This is a genomic window from Ureaplasma parvum serovar 3 str. ATCC 27815 (genome assembly GCF_000019345.1).
Lineage (GTDB): Bacteria > Bacillota_I > Bacilli_A > Mycoplasmatales > Mycoplasmoidaceae > Ureaplasma > Ureaplasma parvum.
This window is the reverse complement of the sequence record NC_010503.1, coordinates 239,844-260,582: the sequence shown is the minus strand read 5'-3', so window position 1 is coordinate 260,582 and position 20,739 is coordinate 239,844. Positions and strand designations below refer to the sequence as shown.

Below are 20,739 nucleotides of genomic sequence, written 5' to 3'. Positions count from 1 at the left end.
AAAAGTATTTTTGCAACTAAAGAATTAGAATTATTTATTTACATTTTCTATTTTGAGCACGTGTTTTTATTTTCAACACATCATTTGGTAATTCTTTTATTATTTTTAAATAGTCATCATATCGTCAATTAACAATTAATTTTTCATCAACAGCTTTTTTAATAGCACATTCTGGTTCTTCAATATGTAAACAATTAGAAAATTTACAAAAACGTGCATAATTTGCAAAATCATTAAAGGCATTAGCCATTTCATTCTTGGTTAAATTAACCTCTAAATTTCCAAAACCCGGTGTATCAACTAAAAAGCCATTAGCAAAACTAATTAGTTTGGTACTTGTTGTTGTGTGTTTTCCTCGATTCAGAAAATGTGATATTTCCTGTGTACGTTGTTGAATGCTTGGATCTAATTTATTAATTAATGTTGATTTACCTACGCCTGAATTTCCTGCCAAACAAAGTGTCTTGCTTTTAATCTTTTCTTTTAATAATAAAATATCATTTTCTTTTGTTAATATAAAAACCGCATAGTTATTTTTTTTATAATCTAAAATTAACTTATTAATTTTTTGTTTTAAATGATTATTGGCTAAATCATATTTACTCAAACCTATTAAAACATTTTTAATATTGCGAGCTTCATAAAAAGCTAAATATTTGTTTAAACTCAATGTATTTAAATCTGGTTGTACAATAGAGACTACGATTAAAACAATATCAATATTTGCAACTTTGGGACGAATTAATTGATTATAACGTTCATAAATTTTTGTGATTAAATAAGTATTCCCAATTAATTCAACTTCAACATCATCCCCAACCATTGGTTTTAATTCATGACTGTTATGTTTAAAAATCCCTTTGGGAATTGCTTTTATCTGAATTTTTAAATCATAAAGATGTACATAAAAATTATTAGCAACAACCGAAATAATCTTTGCCCGCACAATTAGATTGCCCCACTTTTTTTAAAAAATAAAATAATAATTAATAAAATGATTAGAATAACCGATAAACAACTAATAAGAATAATAAATCATTTTTGTAAATATCATTTACGATCTTTTTCTTTAATTTCATATAAGCCTGCTAGATTTTTACGATAAATTCGTAACTTATTTAATGGTTTAATGTATTCTTGATTAAGATTTGACTCTGGATCCATAACATTACTTAAATCATCAATTAAAGTGTAGATATCTTTGTATAACAACTTATTATCTTCTTTTTTTCAAGCAAAACAACGCATTAAAATATTATCAATACCTTTTGGTATTGTTTTATTAATTAACGATAGTGGTTCAACATCATATGTTATTCATTTTTCTAAATAATCACGATCATCTGTAATTGTATGTTCACTAAAAGGGTTAGTTCCAGTAATTAATTCATATAACATAACTCCTAAAGAATGAATATCATAACTAACACCTAATGCGTCATTAATTAAACTTAAAGCTCTTTTATTTAAACCCTTATTAGCTTGTTCTTTAACTTTTTGCCCAAGACTTAATAATTTTGGTGAAGCGTAAATAATTGTACATTTAATTTCTTGATCTTTTGTTAAATCTTCACGATTGTAAAAAACCGATGCTGCACCATAATCAATAATTTTAATTTTTGTTAAGGTTTTATTAATCATGCAATTTTCTGGCTTTAAATCACGATGAATAATTTGTGGATTACAACTATGAAAAAAACTTACACCTAAGGCAACCTGACGAATAATTTCAACAGCCTTAACATAAGTAATTGTTTTAAATTCATCAAGATATTCACGCAATGTCAAACCTTCAATGTATTCAAAAACAATATAAATCCTTTTATCATTATTTTCTAACGAACCGGTTTCAAAATATTCATAATATTCCATAATATAGTTTTTTTTATCAGAATCAGAATTTTTAATTAAATTTGAAATTCTTAATTCATCATAAACAACCATTTGTTGTTTCTCATCATTAATATCTAAAACTTTAATAACAATAAACTTAGTTTCATCTGATAAAAAACAACATAAATAAACTTTACTAAAACCACCATCTGCTAGGTGTTTAACAACTTTATATTTATAATTAAGAATTGAGTTTGTTTTTATTTCTTCACGCATAAAATTTAAAAAATTAAGAAAGCTAATGATAAATTATCATTGCTACCGTTGATAATAGCTTGTCTTATTAATTGTTGTAAAAGTTCATTTTTTGTCTCTTGGGTGCTTTTTATTAATTTTTCATATAATGTATTTAATTCAAAATAGTTATGGAATCCATCTGATGTTAAAACAATAATTTCATTTGGGTTTAATTTATTTACGAATAAGTCATAACTCAAAAAAATATTACTTGTGCGACCAACAAATTGTGTTAATGAAAATAAATTCTTCTCATGTTTTTTATAAACCTCAGGGTTGGCTTTACGTTCTTGTAAAACTTGTAATAAATTATGATCGCGACTTATTTGTAAGAATTGTTCATTGGATAATAAATAAGCACGCGAATCACCAATATTTAGAGTGTATGAAAAATCATTAACAACAATAGAAGCAACAACTGTAGTTCCCATATTATAAACGTCTTTATCTAGTAAAACAGTGCGATCAATTTCAACCTGTGCTAGTTTAATAACTTTAATATACCATTTTTGAATCTGTTGTTTATCATACTCACTAAAATCTGTAGTTAAAAAATTATCTTTAATTGTTTCTAATGTAATGTGGCTAGCCGCAGCACCACCTTTATACCCGCCTAATCCATCACAAACAATTAATAAAGTTTGTTGATATTGATTTTGAATTACCAATGCACAATCATCATTATGTTTGCGTTGTGAGCCAATATCACTAATAAACCCAAAATTCATTTTTTACTCCTTAATTTTCAATTGTTTAAAACTAATATCTAAATCGTTACTTTTTCGTATACGCTTACTAATTCGTATTTTATTAACAGATAAAATATTAAAAAAATCATCTAAATTAGCACTAGTTCGATAATTATTTAAATTATAAGGAATTAAAAGCACATAACATAAGATGTTTTTTAATAATTCTACTAATTCATTAGCATAATTTAAATCATCATTAATTTTATCAATTAATAAATATTCTAATACAACGCGATTATTTGTAATCTTTGTATATGCCTTAATTTGCTCAATTAATTTTAAAAAAGATCAATTTTGATTTAGTTTCTTCAACATTATTTTTTGATAAATTAATGAGTTTGAAGCATTCATACTAATAATCAATTCTATTTGATTTTGTAATTGTCCTCATTTAATCAAATCAACATTTATACCACTTGTTCAAACTGCAATTTTCCTTTTTCCAATATTTAAACCATTTTCATTATTAATAATATTAATGAAGTTTGATACAACGTCCATATTTAATAAGCTATCCTGTAATCCTTTTATAATAACATTAGTAATGTTGCCTAATTTACGTTGATCTAGAAATTGTTGTATTAATAAAATTTGTAATACTAATTCATTAGTTGATAAATTAATAATTTCTTTTTTAAAATTAATTCCAAACGGATTTATTTTTATTAAAAATCCGTTTTTAAATTTAATAATCATGCAATTAATAATCAGATTTTTATCTGTTAAAAATTCAAACTTAATTGAACCATCAGAATTTGATTGATAACTGTTAATTTTTAATAGATTATTACTAAAATTTTCTTTTAGAATTATTACATTATTTTTAGCAATATTAGAAAATTTATCAAAATTAAAAATTCGTTTCTGATAAATCCAAGAATAAATTTGTTTGCTAATAAAAGATTTTAAGCCTAATTTAAATAATTCTTCTTTAAGTTCATTTAATGATAATGAATAAATTTCTTTTAGATTATGATTGTTTAATTTCATTTAGAATAATCTCCGCCAACTGGTTTGCTGCATGATCTGGATTATCATTAATAATATTATATTGATAATAATCTTTTATTGTTATTTCATGAGTAGCTTTTTGAATTCTTTTTTTAATTGTTTCTAATGTTTCTGTATTCCTTTTTAATAAGCGTTTTTTTAATTCATCAATACTTGGTGGTAATAAAAAAATAGAAATTAAATCATCATTTTTATATAAATCTAAAACTTTAAGTGCACCTACAACCTCAATTTCTAAAATAACATTTTTTCCTTCATCTCTTAATTTTTCAACAATAGTTCGTGGTGTTCCATATTTATTTCCAACAAACTCAGCTCACTCAATTAATTCATTATTTAGTATGGCCTTTTTAAATTCTTCATCATTAACAAAATAATAATCAACACCATTAACTTCACCTTCACGTTTTTTTCGGGTTGTCATTGAAATACTATATGCTAAATTTAAATCTTTACGATTTATGATTTTAGATAGAATTGTATGTTTTCCTACACCACTAGGTCCACTAAAAACAATTAATTTTCCGCGTTTCATAAATTAAAACTCCTCTTTTTTATTTTTATGGTTATTATTAATACCAATGTTTTTAAAATTTAGTAATTTTACATCTCTAATTTTGAATAAATTTACAACTTAATAAATAACACATGAGTTAATTTATATTATATAAAGAAAACATCCAAATAAACAAGGTTAACCTATTTAATTATGATATAATATTTAAGCTGTGTATGATTTAAATTAACGTATGCAGCTTCAACCACTCAAAAAAGGTTTAAAAATAAATGTTAATTTATACCTTATTGGTGAGTCTAAGTTGATAAGATATCAATTCTAAGGAGAAATTTGTAATGTTTGCTATTTTTCAAACAGGCGGAAAACAATACAAAGTTCAACAAGGCGAAAAAATCTATGTTGAAAAACTAGATTTAGAAGTTGGTAGTAAAATTTCATTTGATCAAGTTATTATGGTAGAAGGTAGTGTTGGTACTCCTTTTGTAAAAAATGCTGTAGTTAATGCTACTGTTATAAAACAAGGAAAACAAAAGAAGATCAACATTATTAAATTTAAATCTAAAAAACACCATTTAAAACGTCAAGGTCATCGACAACCATATACACAATTAGTTATTGATTCAATTAGTGTTAAGTAGTTTTTATGATTAAAATAAATCATTATCCAAACGCTTTATTAGTAAAAGGTCATGCAAATTTTGATGAGCATGGCAAAGATATAGTATGCGCTGGAGTGAGTGCTATTATTATGGGTGCACTTAATTGATTTGATCAACAAAAAACAACAATTAAGGTTGAGCAAGGATTTATATTAATAATTATTGATAATAACAATCAATTGTATCGTCAATATCTAGAATTAATTATAATTCAATTAAAAGCAATCTATTTTAAATATCAATCTTATATTGAATTACACGAATATAAACAACAATATAAAAGAGGTTTATAATTACAATGAATAAATTATACTGATTAACTGACTTACAACTTTTTGCTTCTAAAAAAGGGGTAGGTTCATCTAAAAATGGTCGTGACTCAAATCCTAAATATTTAGGCGCAAAACTTGGTGATGGGCAATCTACTAAAGCAGGTCAAATTATTTATCGTCAAAGGGGCAATAAAATCTACCCTGGATTAAATGTTGGACAAGGTAAAGACCACACTTTATTTGCAAAAACTGCTGGTGTGGTAAAATACACTAAATTTATGGGAGATAAAACAAAAGTTAGTGTTCTTCCAAAAGAAGATAATAATTAAAGAGGAATTATTCCTCTTTTTTTATTTTAAACATATTACTTTAAGTAATTTGATTAATGTTTAACAATTATCTTTTAAAAAATCTAAATATGAATATTAATATATATACATATATATTCTTCTTAAGATTTTAATCTTCTTATTTTATATTTGTGTTTATAAATTATTTCTAACGTCATTTTTCAATAAAAATTGATGATTTGTATATAATTAAGATTTGAATTTGTTATATTTATAATGTATGATTAACATTAAAAAATTTATTAATTAAAAACGGTTATTAAAACTTAATGTCAGTCATATAAATTTGTTTATTAACTAGAGTTTTAATTAAGTGGACTTTAAATAAAATAACCAGTTAATAATAAAAAAATGTACAAGCAATGGTTTGTACATTTTTTTATTTTTAACATTTTCGTTCACTAGGCTAATAAATTATGCTTTTTAAGTGTTTTTAGTGTTTTAGCTGAAACTAATACACGTTGGCTCCCGTTTTCAGTCTTAATAGTTGCTTTTTGTAAATTAACATTTCAACGACGCTTTGAATGATTCATAGCATGTGAACGTGTATTCCCACTTAAAGGACCTTTGCCTGTTAATTGATCTCTTTTTGCCATCTTTTTAAACACCTCCACGTGTTAAAATTATTTAAATATTTTAATTTCACTAATTTTAATATTATAAAATATTTATAGTAATATAATAAATTTTTTTATGAATATCAACTGAAAAAGTATGTATAAAGAGATTTTAATAAGAAATAGTGATTTAAATTATATTGTTAGTGATCCTTTTGAAAACATGATTGGAGGTTTTCCTATTATTTTATTTGAAAATGATAATTATATATATTATTTATCTGGTCAAAATGCTTATTTACCTTCAAAAATGCGTCGTTGAAAAAACTGAGATGAAATTTTGATCAATAAAAATGACTTATTAAAAGAAAATTTTATTTATAAGGATATTTATATTAATTTATTTCAAATCTATGTTACTAAAAAAAATAATTTAAGCAGATATTTAAGTAACCAGTTTAATTTTACGTTAACAAAAAACGATTTTAAAGACGAATTGTGAAATAAATTAATATATAATACAATAAAAAAATTGATTAATAATTCCAATCCACAAATTTTACTATTTGAAATTTCAAGAAATAAAAAGCAAAAATATCATAGTTTATTACTTTTTGCTGATAAAAATGTATTGAAAAAATTTTATTTAAATTCTGCAACAAAAGATAATTATGAAGATATTATTGATTTGGCCTTTAATAAATTTGAAAATTTACAAAATTTATTAAAAACAACAAAAGTTAAAAACCATTTAAAAAATTTGAAAAAGTATTAAGATTGTATTTATCTTATTTGTCTAAAAACATAAATAATAATTTTATAATATAATATAATTTTGAAACTATAAATATGAGAGCGTAAATGTGGTGGGAGTAGGGCATGTTAAAAAAAACTAAATTTGATACTCAACTTGTTAAAAGTTTAATTACATCCTCTATTTTAAAAGTTCCTGGGATTTTTAGTGTTGACATAAATGACAAATTATCAGATTTTAATCGTAATTATTTTGTAATTAAAATTGATTTACATGAAGATGTTGTTAATGTTTTAAGTGTAGCAAATGAAGCGCGTAATTTAGTATATTATGAATTGTCAAAACAATTAAATGATGATAATGTGGTTATTAACATCATTATAAACTGTTAAAATGGAAGTGTGATATGAAAACAATTAAGTTAGATCTTTTTCAAAAAATGTTATATGCAGGTGCAAAAATATTAGAAATTGAATGTGAATATATTAACGATTTAAATGTTTTTCCTGTTCCAGATGGTGATACTGGTTCAAACATGAAAACCACAACAGCTGGTGCAATTATTGCTATTAAAGAGATAGAAATATCCAATTTTTCCCAACTTGCTAAAATTTTTAGTCGTGGTCTATTAATGAACGCCAGAGGTAACTCTGGTGTTATTTTAAGTCAAATATTTCGTGGATTTATGGATGCTTTAAATAACGATGCTTATGAAGTTAGTATTGAACAATTAAAACAAGCTTTTAATGGTGCAAAAGAAAAAGCTTATGCAAGCGTCTCTACACCTATTGAAGGAACAATTTTAACAGTCATTCGCGTTATTAATGAGCGAATAAGTGAACGTCAAAATTTTGATAGTGTCGAAGATTTATTTGCATTTGTTACAAAAGAAGCGCAAATCATTCTAGAAAGAACACCAGAAATGTTACCTTCGCTAAAAGAAGCTAATGTTGTTGATTCTGGTGGATATGGTTTAGTAAGTTTTCTAAAAGGAATGTATCAAAGCTTAACAAATACATTTGATGAAAAATTAATTATTAAAAACGAAGAAGAAAATATTAAATCAAAGACTAAACCGCTTGATCTTGAAATTATACATAAAGAAAAAGAAGAAGGTTTTGGTTATTGTAGTGAAATTATTTTATCTTTACGAAAAAAAATTATCCCTAATTCACCAAGTAAAAGTTTTTTTGAATTTGAAAAATATAAAAGTGAATTAGCAAAAATCGGTGATAGTATTGTAGCAATCCAAGATGAAGATCTAGTTAAAGTTCATTTGCATACCCTAACTCCTTATAAATTCTTACAATTATCACAAAAATATGGTGAATTTGATAAGATTAAAATTGAAAACATGACAAACCAATTTTATGAAAGTTTAGAACGAAAAGGGTTGACTACAAAAAAAGAAAATAAATTGACTTTAAGTATGGAGCAAAAAATTATTGCAACAGTTCCATCTGAAAAGTTTAAAAAAATGTTTATTGAAGAACATGGTATTGATAATGTTATTGTTACTGAAACAGAAGGAGCTCCATCAATTCAACGTTTTGTCGATGAAATTAACTCAACAAACTCTTCACAAATTTTTATTGTCACTGATGATTCAAATATTGTATTAGCTGCTGAACAAGCTTCAAAAATCGTTGCTGAAAACAACATTTTGGTTTCTGTAATTGGAGCTTATAATGTTTTTGAAACGCTTTTAGCGATTTCTCATTTTGAACAGCAAAATGATTATCGCACAAATTTTAAAACAATGAATAAAATAGTTAAAAAAGCACGTAGTGGGATGATTACTACTTCAATTAAAAATGTTAAATATCCACATATTACTGTTAATAAAGATGATTATATAGGCATTATTAATAAAAAAATTATCGCTTCTGAAAAAAATGCTTATGATGTTTTATTAAAAACAATTGAAATGTTAATTGAAAGTTTAAAAAAACCAGAAATTTGTTATATATATTATGGCATTAATGCTTCACAAACAGATGTACATCAAATTGAAAAATACATTTCAGAAAAATATGGAATTATTTGTGATTTAAGATATACTGGTCAAAGTTTATATCATTACTACATAGGAATTCAATAATATTATGGAAAAAATTAAAATTTTATTAGATACAATGGGTTATGAAAATGATTTAGAACATGTAATTAAAGCAGCTAAAGATTTTTATTATCAACATGAAGATGATTTAGAAATTATCTTAGTAGGAAATGAACAATTAATTAAGCCATTATTAGATAATGATTGACGTTTATTCCCTATTGTACATACTGAAGTAAGCATTGAACAAAATGATACTATCTTATCAGCTCGTAAAAAACAAAATTCATCAATGCATTTAGCTTTAAGATATTTAAAAGATAAGCAAGCTGATGGAATGTTAACAGCTGGAAATTCTGCTGTTTTTGTTTATAATGCTTATGCTACAATCGGATTATTAGAACATATTAAGAAACCTGCTTTTATGCCTTTTGTTCCAACAATTGATGGTGGTGTTACAAATTTATTAGATGTGGGTGCATCAATTGATGTTGATGGTACAGATCTATTTAATTTTGCAATCATGGCTAATACAATTGCTAAAATGCGTACTCCAAATCCTCGTGTTGGCGTTTTAAATATTGGTACTGAAGATCATAAAGGTTTACCATATCATCAAGAAGCTAATGAATTATTAAAAACATCAAACTTAAATTATGTGGGTTTTGTAGAACCAAAAACAATTTTAGAACGAGAAGTTGATGTTTTAGTTGCTGATGGTTTTAGTGGAAACATTGCTTTAAAAACAATGGAAGGTGTTGGTAAAACAATTTCTAATTTTTTAAAAAATGAATATAAAAAACCAAAAAATCTTTTTGCTGCTTTATTGTCAAAACCAATTTTTAAAAAAATAAAAAAAGCATTTGATTATAAAGAACATGCTGGAGCTTTTGTTTTAGGATTAGATGGCATTTTAGTTAAAACCCATGGTAGTGCTGATTACCAACAATTTATGAGTGCTTTAAAAATTTTGTATGAAACAATTAAAGCAGATGTTTTAAATGAAATTAAAAAAGATTTAAATAATTATTATGGACAATAAAAAATTTTTAGATTTTTTAAAACAAAATAGAATTGAACCAAAAAATTTATCTATTTATCTTGAAGCATTAACACATAAATCTTATGCAAACGAGCATAAACTTACTAAAAACTATCAACGTTTAGAATTTTTAGGTGATGCTTGTGTTGAATGGGTAATTAGCAATTTTATTTTTAACTACAAAATTAAAGATAATGAAAAAATGCGTTCTTTAGATGAAGGTGAAATGACTCGAGCGCGTTCTAATATGGTACGAAGCGAGATTTTATCATATGCTGCTAAAGATTTAGGGTTAACTGATTTTTTAATGATTGGTGTTGGTTTAGAACAAGACCAATCAGCTCGTATGGAAAAAATCTATGAAGATATTTTTGAAGCATTTATAGGTGCTGTAGCTCAAGATCAAGGTATTAAAAAAGTTTCATTAATTCTTGAAAAAACTTTAATTAAATATTTTAGAGAAGGCCAAATTAATTATCAAAAAGATTATAAAACGATTTTTCAAGAACAAGCCCAACGTATTAATAAAAAACCTATTATGTATAAATTAGTACGTAATGAAGGCGATAAAAAAGAAGTCCATTTAGTTTGAAATGATTTAATTTATGGAATTGGAATAGCATCAACGCGAAAAGAAGCAGAAATTTTAGCAGCTAAAAATGCAATTTTAAAACTTGATGATTATACAAAAAAAGCATAATTATGTTAAAATTATTAGATATTGATTTCTTGCATAGTTTGATTTAAAATCTTCGAAATTAAACTAAGTTAGGAATAGATTAAAAAAATATACAATTCAAGGAGATTATCATGGCAGTAAGCAAACAACAAAAACATGATTTAACAGTTAAATTTGGTGGTTCTGCATCAAATACAGGAAAAACAGAAGTTCAAGTAGCAATCTTAAGTGCTGAAATTGATTCATTAACAACACATATGATTGAAAATAAAAAAGATAAAGCTTCAAAGCGTGGTTTATACAAAAAAGTAGCTCAACGTAAAAAATTATTATCATACTTACAACGTGTTGATATTGAACGTTATCGTGCTTTAATTAAAGAATTAAACTTAAGAGGATAAAAAAACATTAGTTAAATTTAATTAACTAATGTTTTTTTAATTATAGGAAATAAATATCATTAACCTAAAAGATATATGAAAAGCTGTTTTTTTATTAATAGATTTTATAATTTTAATGTGTGTTTCTTTTAGATTTCGTCCTTTTCTTAAAAGAAGTGCAAATTAATTATTAAACTAAATGCCTATTATCTTTATAATTTGTCGCTTATTATAAGGAATGTTCTCCAAATTCATTATTATTTCATCTTCGCATGAGTTTATTAATTAATTAAAACAAAAACACTTGTTTAATATACAACAAGTGTTTTTTTATTTAATTAGTAAATTAAAAAATAAATAAAATTATTTATGTAACATAGCCTCATTGATAATTTTTAAATTAAGTTTATGAATTTGCTTTTTATTAACTAGACGCATTTTTAATAATCTAAAAATTAATGAGTTTAATACAACAGCAATATCACTAGTTGTCATAATTAAAACAGAAATAAATGGTGGAATAATACCAATTAATGCTAGTGGAATAAAAATTAGATTATAACCAAACGCTCATAGTAAACTACTTACAATAAACATCTTAGTAATTTTTGTTAGTTTAATTACTTTGTAAATATTTAAAATATCTGGTTTGATTAAACTAATATCAGCAACTGCATTAGTTGCTTTATTAGTTTCACCAATTGATATAGAAACATTAGCTTGTTTTAAAGCTAATAAATCATTAATACCATCGCCAACATACATTACAGTTTTTTGATCATTTTGAATTTTTTTAATAATGTTAGCTTTTTCTTCTGGTTTAACTTGAGCATAAAAATGTTTAATTCCTAATTCCTTTGCGATTTTTTGAGCAACATTAAAACTATCACCAGTAATCATATAAGTTTCAATATTATTTTCATGCAATACCTTAATTGTTTCATAAGCATCAGCACGAATTTCATCTTCAAAAACAAGAATTGATTGCACCTTTTTGTTAATACTAAAAATAATATTTGAAGCTAATAAATTAGTAGAAGTAGAAGATTTTTGATTAATCAATGAAAAATCAAATTGATTTTCATTTGCATAATGTTCTGATGTTAATTCATAAATATTACCATCAACATCTTTAGCAATAATCCCCACTCCTGCAACTTCTTTAATATCAATTAATTTTGTACTCATGACGATATTATTAATAATGGCATAAGTTACGAATGATTTTGCTAGTGGATGTAAAGAAATTAATTCCATTTGATAAATTAAATCTAAAAATTGATCATTTCCTATAACTTGTTTTAATTGTAATTTTCCATAAGTTAATGTCCCTGTTTTATCAAAAGCAATTGCATTAACTTTTTTAATCTTTTCAAAAATATTACTATTGTTAAATGTAATCCCACTTTTAGCACCATGCCCTGCACCAATTAAAACTGCTAAAGGCACAGCAATACCAAATGCACATGGACATGATATAACTAGAACAGAAACTGCTACATATGCTGCTTTTTCATATAAATTAGAATCATTATTTGATCCATGAAGATTTAAAAAAGCAATTGGTAACTCTTGAATACTTGGTACAAAAGCTTGTAGTAAAAAAGCTAGAATGGCCATTAATAAGATAAATGGAGTGAATCATAACGAAATCTTATCAGCAACAACTTGAATTTTTGGCTTGCTACTAGCAATTTGATTAACACCATTAATAATTTTTTTAATCGTTGAATCATTATAAAGTTTAGTAATTTTAAAAATAAAATTATCTCCAACATTAATTGATCCAGCAATAATATCATTATTAATTGTTTTTAGAATTGGACGAGCTTCACCAGTTAATGATGATTCATCAACTTCAGCAATTTGTGAATATAATACGCCATCTAATGGAACAATTTCACCTTTTTTAACTAGTGCGTATTCGTTAATTTTAGCTTGAAAAACAACTTTTTCACTAACTTGTTTTGTGTTCAAATCATAACTATTATATTTTTTGACTTGTAAATTATTTAAAGATTGTAGATCTTGATTTGCTTTTAGTTTAATACGATCACTAACTAATTGACCAACACTCATTGTCGCTATAATCATGCAAGCTGTTTCAAAAAAACCATGTAGTTTAGGTTCATAAATAATTGTGTTAGAAATTAAACTATAAGTACTATATATGAAAGCAACACATGTTGAAATAACAACAAGTAAAGACATTCCAGGTTTTTTTCATTTAAAAACTTCAAAAAAAGCACCCTTAAAAAAACTAAAACCTAAACCAAAGACAATGAAAATACTTAAAACAAAAACAATTCATCCATATATAAAATAACCATCAATGCTTAAAATTAAATTACTTTTAAACATAAATAGCATTTCAAAAACCATTAAAGGAATACTAATTAGAAGTGCTATTGATGTTTTCATTAAAGAAATTAAATATCTTCTTTTATTAATAGGTAGTAATTGAAATTTTTTAATTAAATTATTCTTTAACATTTTTTAGTATATGTATTTTTCTAAAATATTTGTTTTGAAACCATTTTTATTGATTTCTTTAATTACATCTTGATCAGCAATTTTATTTTCTTCAAATTCAAAAGCAAATTCTGAATTTAAAATATTTACACTAATATTTTGTGCGCCAATCTTTTCAAGTACATTATATAAATTTGAAGAACATGACCCGCAATGTAAGTCACTAGATGTTAATAGCATATAAGTCATAAATAAGACCTCCAAGTAAAATAATTGGTACACTAATATTAAAACACAAAAATATAAATTTGTTCCATTTTTTTCACTTTTTATGTAAAATTTTTGGAAGACTTATTTTTTATATAAATAAAAAAACTAGGTAAATGCCTAGTTTTTGCTAATGATTTATTAACGACTGGTAATGTGCACATTACCAAAGTTCTGCACAATATTTATGCCATGTTCAATATTTCGTTCAATATGACGATACATTAAAATTAATTTAATATAATTTGAGTTTTCATCTAATAGTTTTGATTGATCATGTAAGGACTGAATTAAATTTTTATTGATTTTCATAATTGATTTAGAACGTAAATCTTTAATATGTTCAATTGTATTGACACTAAATTCATTTTTATCAAAAAAATCATATAAATCAGAAAGAATTTGATTAGAAATCTCAAAGCTAGTTAAAAAAAAATTTTTTTGTTCTTCATCAAATTCAGTTTCTAAAAAGTATTCACAAATAATTTCAGAGTGATCAGAAATTCTTTCTAAATCTTTAATAGAATTGATTCCTGCAATAAAAAAACGTAAATAACTAGCACGTGGTTGGTCACGTTGAATAATTCACATAATTTCTTCTAACATATCAGCATATGTTGTATTAACTTTTTTTTCTAAAAAACAAGCTTTTTCATATGTTTCTTTATATGATGATTGATCGTTTTTTAATAAATCACAAATTAGTTTTTGATTATCAATTACCATTTGAAAAAAGTTTTTAAAATCATTTAGTAAATCACATTGTGATTCTTTCATTAAAAAATAATTAGTAGCCATAAATATATCACCAGTTCTTTTTATTAACCAATCTTTCCAGAAATATAATCTTTTGTTCTTTTATTTTTAGGATGGATAAAAATAGTTTTTGTTTCTCCCGCTTCTTCAATTCACCCTTGATAAAAAAACACAGTTTCATCACTTATTCGCTGGGCTTGTGCCATTGAGTGAGTCACAATAATAATAGAATATTTCTTTTTTAATTCTAATATTAATTCTTCAATTTTAGCTGTTGCAATTGGATCTAAAGCACTTGTTGGTTCATCCATTAACAACACTTCTGGCTCTAAAGCAATTGCTCGCGCAATACATAAACGTTGTTGCTGACCACCTGATAAAGCGTTCCCAGCTTTATCTAAATCATCTTTAACTTCATCTCATAAAGCTGCACTTTTTAATGATTTTTCAACAATTTTTTCTAAAATTTTACGATCATTAATTCCATTATTTCGTGGACCATATGCAACATTATCAAAAATACTCATTTCAAATGGTGTTGGTTTTTGAAAAACCATCCCGATTCGTGTTCTTAATTCTAATGATGATATTTTTTTTGAACGTGTATTAGTTCCTAAAAAATAAATTTCACCTTCGTGACTAGTCCCTTCTATTAAATCGTTTAATTGATTTAAATTTCTTAAAAAAGTTGATTTACCACAACCACTTGGGCCAATAAATGCTGTTACTTTATTTCTTTTAATATCCAAATTTAAATCATGTAGAACATGTTTTGTTCGATTCATATATCAAAAATTAAAGTTTCGAATTTCAAAAACATTTGCGTGATTAAAATCTTCTTTTAGCAAATCAACTTGCGTTTTTTTCTTATTTAAAAATTGCTTTAATTCAGCTTTTTTTTGTTTTGGAAGTTTTAGTCAAGCAAAAGCTCTTTGGTATTTATTTAATTTTTGAAATTCATCATAAATTGCTTTAGCATCCAATTCATTTAAATTAGTTTTTTGATTTAAAGGAACAATTGTTTGAATTTCTTTATTGTCTTTTTGATCATTCATATTTTTATCCCCTAACTTTTAATAACTCTTTTTGAATTTGTTCATCATCAACATAACGAATTTCATATAACTTTAAACCAATTTTAGCAACTTTATTTACTGATTCATTATATCCCATGATTTTGGCTTGATTATGTGTTAAATAAAGATGTTTTTGATAAATTTGTGGTTTGAAAACTTTAATATCACGCATGTAAGGTGCGCGAAGATAATTTTTTAAAATTTTAAACCATTTTTTAATATCATGTTTAATAAATTCAAAATAAGGAACAATAACGTGAGCAATGATGATTAATGCAATAACTAATCATAAAGTAATAAAAGCAGATTCGTACATTACATTATGAGCAATATTTGTATTATTTTCATATAATTGAGCATAAATACGTGTTGTTAATGTTTGTCCAGGATTTAAAATTGTTATGCTTTGAGCTGATGATAAACCTGCTGTTAAATACAATGGTGCAGTTTCAGCTACAATTCGACCAATTGTTAATACAATCGCAGAAATAATTCCTTTTTTTGCTTGTGGTAAAACTAATTTAACAATTGTTTCTCACTTTGAACATCCCAATCCATAAGCATTTTCACGAATGCTCATTGGTACTGCTTTTAAAGATTGTTGAATTGAACGTGTAAATGTTGGAAGGACTACTAAAGTAATTGTTAAAGCACCCGCTAATAGTGATTTACCAATATTACCCATTGAAGTAAAACCAAAAATTTCAATAAAAATAACTAAACCAAACATCCCAAAAATAATCGAAGGCGTTGATCCAAATGAATCAATAAAAAATAATAAAACTTTTTTTGGTCATTTATTTTTAGCATATTCATTAATATAAATTGCGACAAACAATGAAAATGGTAAACCAATTAAAATTGCAACAATAATAATTATTAAAGTATTAATTGTTGCTTGTCCAGTTGTGTTTTTTGTATAAGCTACTACTGTTGATGTTGGTAAATTAATTGCTTTAATTCCATTAACTAAAATATCTAGTGAAATTCAAGCTAAAAAAGCAAAAGCAACCATAAACGCTAATGATTCAAAAAATAATTTGTGAACAGTATATAAACGTTTTAGTTTTCGATTTTGAATACGATCTGTAATATAGTTATTTAAGTTATCCAAATTGTTTACATGTAATTTATATTGGGAACGATGCGTAATTTTCTCATATAAAATTTTTAATTGATCTGGTATAAAACAAACTATATAAGCTAAACTTTTTTCTAATTTAATAAATCAAGCATATGTTTTCTTTGAACGTTTTCTTGTTAAATAAGTTACAAGGCCATTTAAAATCATAATCGCTACAAATAAAACGATCCCATAAATATATAGTAATCCTCTTAAACCTTCGCCACCATTTTCAGCGAACATGTTAGCTGAAATTACAGCACCTAATGGACGAAGAGCAGAGTGCATAATTTGTAAAAAACCAGTACCAAAAATGTTTTGGTAACCTTGATCACTTAAAATCATACTAATGGCCATTGTTTCGCCGATCGCACGACCTAAGGCAATAATAATGGCAATAATGATACCACCACGAGCTTCTTTTTTAAAAATCTTATAAATTGAACGTGTATAAGAACTTCCCATTCCTATCCCATTTTCAATTAAACGCATATCAATACCATCATATGTGCTTAGCGTTAAAGAAATAATTGTCGGAATAATAATAAACGCTAACATAAACATTGACGTAGTAATGTTTTGAACAGTATCAATGTGGAAAACAAACGAAATTGCAGGACCTAAAGACTGAATAGCAAATAATCCAAAAATAACTGAAGGAATTCCAGCTAATGCTAAAATCGTGACTCTAAAAAATTTTTGTAATCTTTTGTTTTTAATTCTAAACTTAATAAAAGTAGCTGTTTTAATACCAATTGGAGCAGCAATTATAATTGCACCAAACGAAACAAGCAAAGTAATTGCTAATGGAAATCAAACTGATGAACCAGCAGCATAATCAGCTAAGTTAAAATTCTTGCTTCAAAAAATGTTTTTTAATCCATAAGCTTCAAAGCCAGGTATTGAACGAATAATAATAAAAACAACTAAACCAATAAAACAAATAGAAAATAATCAAGCAAAACTAATAACTAACGTTTTAGCTAGTTTATCTTTTATTTTTTTGTTAAAAATGATTTTTTTAGTCTGTTGCGAATTAAGATTTAAAATACTCATTATGCTGATTTTGCTCCTAATATATTAATTCTATTTGATTCTATTAATTCAAAATCACTTACAAAAAAATTGTTTTTTGCGCTTTGATTGTTAATGGCTTCTTGAAAAGATTGTTCATCTTTATAAGGTTTTAAGAACATTGAATTTTTTTGTTCAAAAGTAAGGGGAATAAACCCTGATTCTTGAATGATTTTTTCAACTTTTTTATTGGTTAATAATCATCAAACGAATTCTTTAGTATTTTTAATTCCTTGCATATTTAAACTAAAAACTAAATTAAAAGGTCGATATCATCCATAAGTTTTAGCAACATTAACAATTTCTTGTTTGTTTTCATTAATTTCAAAAGGTAAATAATTTTTTAAATCTTTATTTTGTAAATAAGCAATCTTATATCCTTTAGCAATAATTTGATCATAATTTTTAAGAATAAAACCTGTTGATAAATAAGTTATTGATCCATCTACATTATCTTTAGAAATATTTGTTCAAGCTTGAGTATTCGATTCTTCAGTACTTCTTATTAATTTGCCATAAGTACCAGCTTCAATAACCTTATAAATATCATGATATTTTTTTTTAAATTCTTTTTTAGAAATTAATGGATTAGAAGTCAAAAAAGCCTCGGCTGTCCCTGAGGCATTTGCTCCACCTGTGCGTGAATAAGCTAAAATTGGTGTTTTTGGTAATTGGGGATCAAGATCATAATAACTTACTTGTTCATTCCCAGTAAAAGCTTTAAACAATTTAATAATATTGTCTTTTGTTAAAACTAATTCATGATTAGTTTTATTGAGTTTATAAATAATGCCTATACCATCTCAAGCAATTGTATAAGTTTTCAATTGATTTTGTTTTCACTTATCATAAACTACATGACTTTTTTCAACACTTTGTTGCTCAAAATCAATATTTGGACTACGTGAACTTACGCCTATATTAGTTCTTTGTTCAACAGCTTCAATTATTCCTAACGAAGAACCTCCAGCATTAGAAATAATATCTTGTTTATGATGTTTTTCAGATAAGGCCTGAATTAAGGGTAATACTGATGAACTACCATTTGCATAAACAATTGGAATTTGTTTATAATCAATTGATATTGCAGCAATAACACCAACAACACCAACCACTCCTAAGCTAGCGCATAAGATTTTATATCTTAACCTCATTAATTCCTCAACTACTATTAAATGTTAGTCTTATAAATTATATAAAAAAAGCTTAATTATTTTAATAATTACAAAGAATTAAAGATTTTATTGTTTTTCTACAATGATTCTTGCAAAAATTGGTTTTGAATCATTAACTTTATGGTAGTTGAATATATCATAAGATGCTAAACTAGCTAAAGTTAAAAAAGATTCATCAAAATTTAATTGTTCAACTGCTTTTTTACTTCCTTCAATTAAAATTGGTGATAATAAAGTAGTAGTTACTTGAATAACTTTTACTAAATGAACTAAAAGTGAATCTAATTCTTGCTCTTGTTGATTTTTAGCTAATTCTCAAGGTTTATTATCTTCAATATATTTATTTGCTTCAACTAAAATTTCTTGAATGCAATTAAGTGCTTTATCAATACTATATTTATTAATGTTTTCTTGAACTAATTCAATATTTTTATTAATTAAATTTTCTAATTTTTCATCATTTTTTAAAACACAACCAACATATTTTGGAACTATATTATTTCGATATTTTTTTAACATTCCCAATGTTCTTGAAATCATGTTACCATAACTATTTGCTAATTGAGTATTATAAGTTTCAATCAAATTATCTTCACTAAAAATAGCATCTCTAAATAAACTTAAATCAGCCATTAAATAATAACGAAGTGCATCCACACCATAAGTATCAATTAAAACATTAGGATCAATTACATTGCCTAATGATTTAGACATTTTGCCTTCTTTTGTAATGATTCATCCATGTGATAAAATTGTTGATGGAAAACGAATTTGTAAATCATTTAAAAAGATTGGTCAATAAATGCAGTGAAAACGCGCAATTTCCTTTGATAATAAATGAACAATTTCAGTTTCATTATCACATCAATATTTTTGAAATAATTCCTCATTATTTGATAAATAACCAGTTGCAGTTAAATAATTCATTAATGCATCTAATCAAACATAAATTACATGTTTTGGATTTTCAGCAATAGGAATCCCTCAATCAAAAGTAGTACGTGAAATACTTAAATCTTCTAAATTATTTAAGAAGTTATTAACCATTTCATTTGCACGTTCATTTGGAATAATGAAATTCGGATGATTTTGATAGTAAGTTTTTAAAAATGGTGCTTGATCACTCATTTTATAAAAATATGATTCTTCAGACTTAGTTTCTAATTTATGACCCATGCGACATAACATTATATTATCTTGACTTTTAATAATTTCAGCAGGATTATAATTTTCTTCGCATGATACACAATAATAACCTGTCCATTGGCCTAAATAAATTTTTCCTTGTTTATATAAATAACTAAAAACTTTTTGTACAGACTCTTCATGATCCATTTGCGTTGTACGAATAAATTTTGAAAAACTAATATTTAATCGTTTTCATAAATTTAAAAAAATAATTGAATTACGATCGACCAAAGCTTTGGGAGAAATGTTTTCTTCAAAAGCTTTTTGTTGGATTTTTTGACCATGCTCATCCATTCCTGTTAAAAAGAAAACATCATATCCAAACAAGCGTTTATAACGTGCTAAAACATCAGCAATGATCGTTGTATAAGCATGACCAATATGAGGATTTCCAGAAGAATAGTAAATGGGAGTAGAGATAAAAAATTTCTTTTGTTTTAACATAT

Annotated in this window: 22 protein-coding genes and 1 other annotated feature; of the genes, 9 read left to right on the top strand and 13 right to left on the bottom strand. The window is 25.1% G+C overall.

What is annotated here, in order from left to right:
* Nucleotides 1-34: 34 nt before the first annotated feature.
* Genes rsgA through gmk form a run of 5 tightly spaced genes read right to left on the bottom strand, consistent with a single transcriptional unit; the run spans nucleotide 35 to nucleotide 4,428 of the window.
* Nucleotides 35-946, bottom strand: coding sequence for a ribosome small subunit-dependent GTPase A (rsgA, locus tag UPA3_RS01130; protein WP_006688949.1), 912 nt, complete (start codon nucleotides 944-946; stop codon nucleotides 35-37).
* A 2-nt stretch (nucleotides 947-948) separates the two neighbouring features.
* The gene (locus tag UPA3_RS01125; protein ID WP_006688905.1) at nucleotides 949-2,109 is read right to left on the bottom strand and encodes a serine/threonine-protein kinase; all 1,161 of its coding nucleotides are present in this window, start codon (nucleotides 2,107-2,109) and stop codon (nucleotides 949-951) included.
* A gap of 5 nt (nucleotides 2,110-2,114) precedes the next feature.
* The gene (locus UPA3_RS01120) at nucleotides 2,115-2,858 is read right to left on the bottom strand and encodes a PP2C family protein-serine/threonine phosphatase (protein ID WP_006688864.1); all 744 of its coding nucleotides are present in this window, start codon (nucleotides 2,856-2,858) and stop codon (nucleotides 2,115-2,117) included.
* A gap of 3 nt (nucleotides 2,859-2,861) precedes the next feature.
* Entirely contained in the window at nucleotides 2,862-3,872 is a 1,011-nt protein-coding gene (locus UPA3_RS01115; RefSeq protein ID WP_006689138.1) for a 23S rRNA (adenine(2503)-C(2))-methyltransferase RlmN, read from the bottom strand.
* Nucleotides 3,853-4,428: a guanylate kinase gene (gene gmk / locus UPA3_RS01110; protein WP_006688865.1), complete on the bottom strand. Its 576-nt coding sequence runs from the start codon at nucleotides 4,426-4,428 to the stop codon at nucleotides 3,853-3,855. Before gmk ends, UPA3_RS01115 begins: the two co-directional genes overlap by 20 nt.
* Nucleotides 4,429-4,642: 214 nt before the next feature.
* Nucleotides 4,643-4,718 (top strand) — a sequence feature (ribosomal protein L21 leader region).
* Between the two features lie 27 nt (nucleotides 4,719-4,745).
* Between gmk and rplU the strand changes: the two genes are divergently transcribed.
* Genes rplU through rpmA form a run of 3 tightly spaced genes read left to right on the top strand, consistent with a single transcriptional unit; the run spans nucleotide 4,746 to nucleotide 5,670 of the window.
* Complete coding sequence (rplU, locus tag UPA3_RS01105; RefSeq protein WP_006688851.1) at nucleotides 4,746-5,048, top strand: 50S ribosomal protein L21; 303 nt, start codon at nucleotides 4,746-4,748, stop codon at nucleotides 5,046-5,048.
* Between the two features lie 5 nt (nucleotides 5,049-5,053).
* Complete coding sequence (locus UPA3_RS01100) at nucleotides 5,054-5,362, top strand: ribosomal-processing cysteine protease Prp (protein ID WP_006688952.1); 309 nt, start codon at nucleotides 5,054-5,056, stop codon at nucleotides 5,360-5,362.
* A gap of 5 nt (nucleotides 5,363-5,367) precedes the next feature.
* Entirely contained in the window at nucleotides 5,368-5,670 is a 303-nt protein-coding gene (rpmA, locus tag UPA3_RS01095; RefSeq protein WP_006688856.1) for a 50S ribosomal protein L27, read from the top strand.
* A 422-nt stretch (nucleotides 5,671-6,092) separates the two neighbouring features.
* On the opposite strand, the gene rpmB is transcribed toward rpmA, so the two are convergent.
* Nucleotides 6,093-6,287 (bottom strand): 50S ribosomal protein L28, encoded by a 195-nt coding sequence (gene rpmB, locus UPA3_RS01090; RefSeq protein WP_004026215.1) that lies wholly within the window; start codon nucleotides 6,285-6,287, stop codon nucleotides 6,093-6,095.
* 118 nt (nucleotides 6,288-6,405) lie between these two features.
* Between rpmB and UPA3_RS01085 the strand changes: the two genes are divergently transcribed.
* The 6 genes from UPA3_RS01085 (at nucleotide 6,406) to rpsO (ending at nucleotide 11,183) form a co-directional block, all read left to right on the top strand.
* On the top strand, nucleotides 6,406-7,023 hold the full coding sequence (locus UPA3_RS01085; protein ID WP_006688848.1) for an Mbov_0400 family ICE element protein: 618 nt from the start codon (nucleotides 6,406-6,408) through the stop codon (nucleotides 7,021-7,023).
* Nucleotides 7,024-7,127: 104 nt separating this feature from the next.
* Nucleotides 7,128-7,394 carry a hypothetical protein gene (locus UPA3_RS01080; protein ID WP_006688901.1) on the top strand — a complete coding sequence of 89 codons (267 nt, stop codon included), beginning with the start codon at nucleotides 7,128-7,130 and terminating at the stop codon, nucleotides 7,392-7,394.
* Nucleotides 7,395-7,408: 14 nt separating this feature from the next.
* Nucleotides 7,409-9,103 carry a DAK2 domain-containing protein gene (locus tag UPA3_RS01075; RefSeq protein WP_006688935.1) on the top strand — a complete coding sequence of 565 codons (1,695 nt, stop codon included), beginning with the start codon at nucleotides 7,409-7,411 and terminating at the stop codon, nucleotides 9,101-9,103.
* A gap of 4 nt (nucleotides 9,104-9,107) precedes the next feature.
* A complete protein-coding gene (gene plsX, locus UPA3_RS01070) occupies nucleotides 9,108-10,103 on the top strand; it encodes a phosphate acyltransferase PlsX (protein WP_006688948.1) in 996 nt (331 codons plus the stop codon).
* The gene (gene rnc / locus UPA3_RS01065) at nucleotides 10,093-10,803 is read left to right on the top strand and encodes a ribonuclease III (protein ID WP_004025836.1); all 711 of its coding nucleotides are present in this window, start codon (nucleotides 10,093-10,095) and stop codon (nucleotides 10,801-10,803) included. Before plsX ends, rnc begins: the two co-directional genes overlap by 11 nt.
* A gap of 110 nt (nucleotides 10,804-10,913) precedes the next feature.
* A complete protein-coding gene (rpsO, locus tag UPA3_RS01060; protein ID WP_004025791.1) occupies nucleotides 10,914-11,183 on the top strand; it encodes a 30S ribosomal protein S15 in 270 nt (89 codons plus the stop codon).
* A gap of 342 nt (nucleotides 11,184-11,525) precedes the next feature.
* Here the strand turns inward: rpsO and UPA3_RS01055 are convergent, their stop codons facing one another.
* The 7 genes from UPA3_RS01055 to metG all read right to left on the bottom strand — a co-directional run bounded on the left by UPA3_RS01055 (nucleotide 11,526) and on the right by metG (nucleotide 20,737).
* A complete protein-coding gene (locus UPA3_RS01055) occupies nucleotides 11,526-13,655 on the bottom strand; it encodes a heavy metal translocating P-type ATPase (RefSeq protein ID WP_006688858.1) in 2,130 nt (709 codons plus the stop codon).
* Nucleotides 13,656-13,658: 3 nt separating this feature from the next.
* Nucleotides 13,659-13,883: a heavy-metal-associated domain-containing protein gene (locus UPA3_RS01050; protein WP_006688893.1), complete on the bottom strand. Its 225-nt coding sequence runs from the start codon at nucleotides 13,881-13,883 to the stop codon at nucleotides 13,659-13,661.
* A 159-nt stretch (nucleotides 13,884-14,042) separates the two neighbouring features.
* Complete coding sequence (locus tag UPA3_RS01045) at nucleotides 14,043-14,699, bottom strand: phosphate signaling complex PhoU family protein (RefSeq protein ID WP_006688962.1); 657 nt, start codon at nucleotides 14,697-14,699, stop codon at nucleotides 14,043-14,045.
* Nucleotides 14,700-14,722: 23 nt separating this feature from the next.
* Nucleotides 14,723-15,712 carry a phosphate ABC transporter ATP-binding protein PstB gene (pstB, locus tag UPA3_RS01040; protein ID WP_006688921.1) on the bottom strand — a complete coding sequence of 330 codons (990 nt, stop codon included), beginning with the start codon at nucleotides 15,710-15,712 and terminating at the stop codon, nucleotides 14,723-14,725.
* Between the two features lie 4 nt (nucleotides 15,713-15,716).
* Nucleotides 15,717-17,912 carry a phosphate ABC transporter permease PstA gene (gene pstA, locus UPA3_RS01035; protein ID WP_006689125.1) on the bottom strand — a complete coding sequence of 732 codons (2,196 nt, stop codon included), beginning with the start codon at nucleotides 17,910-17,912 and terminating at the stop codon, nucleotides 15,717-15,719.
* Nucleotides 17,912-19,084 (bottom strand): PstS family phosphate ABC transporter substrate-binding protein, encoded by a 1,173-nt coding sequence (locus UPA3_RS01030; protein ID WP_006688890.1) that lies wholly within the window; start codon nucleotides 19,082-19,084, stop codon nucleotides 17,912-17,914. Before UPA3_RS01030 ends, pstA begins: the two co-directional genes overlap by 1 nt.
* Before the next feature lie 87 nt (nucleotides 19,085-19,171).
* Entirely contained in the window at nucleotides 19,172-20,737 is a 1,566-nt protein-coding gene (gene metG, locus UPA3_RS01025; RefSeq protein WP_006688946.1) for a methionine--tRNA ligase, read from the bottom strand.
* Nucleotides 20,738-20,739: the final 2 nt, after the last annotated feature.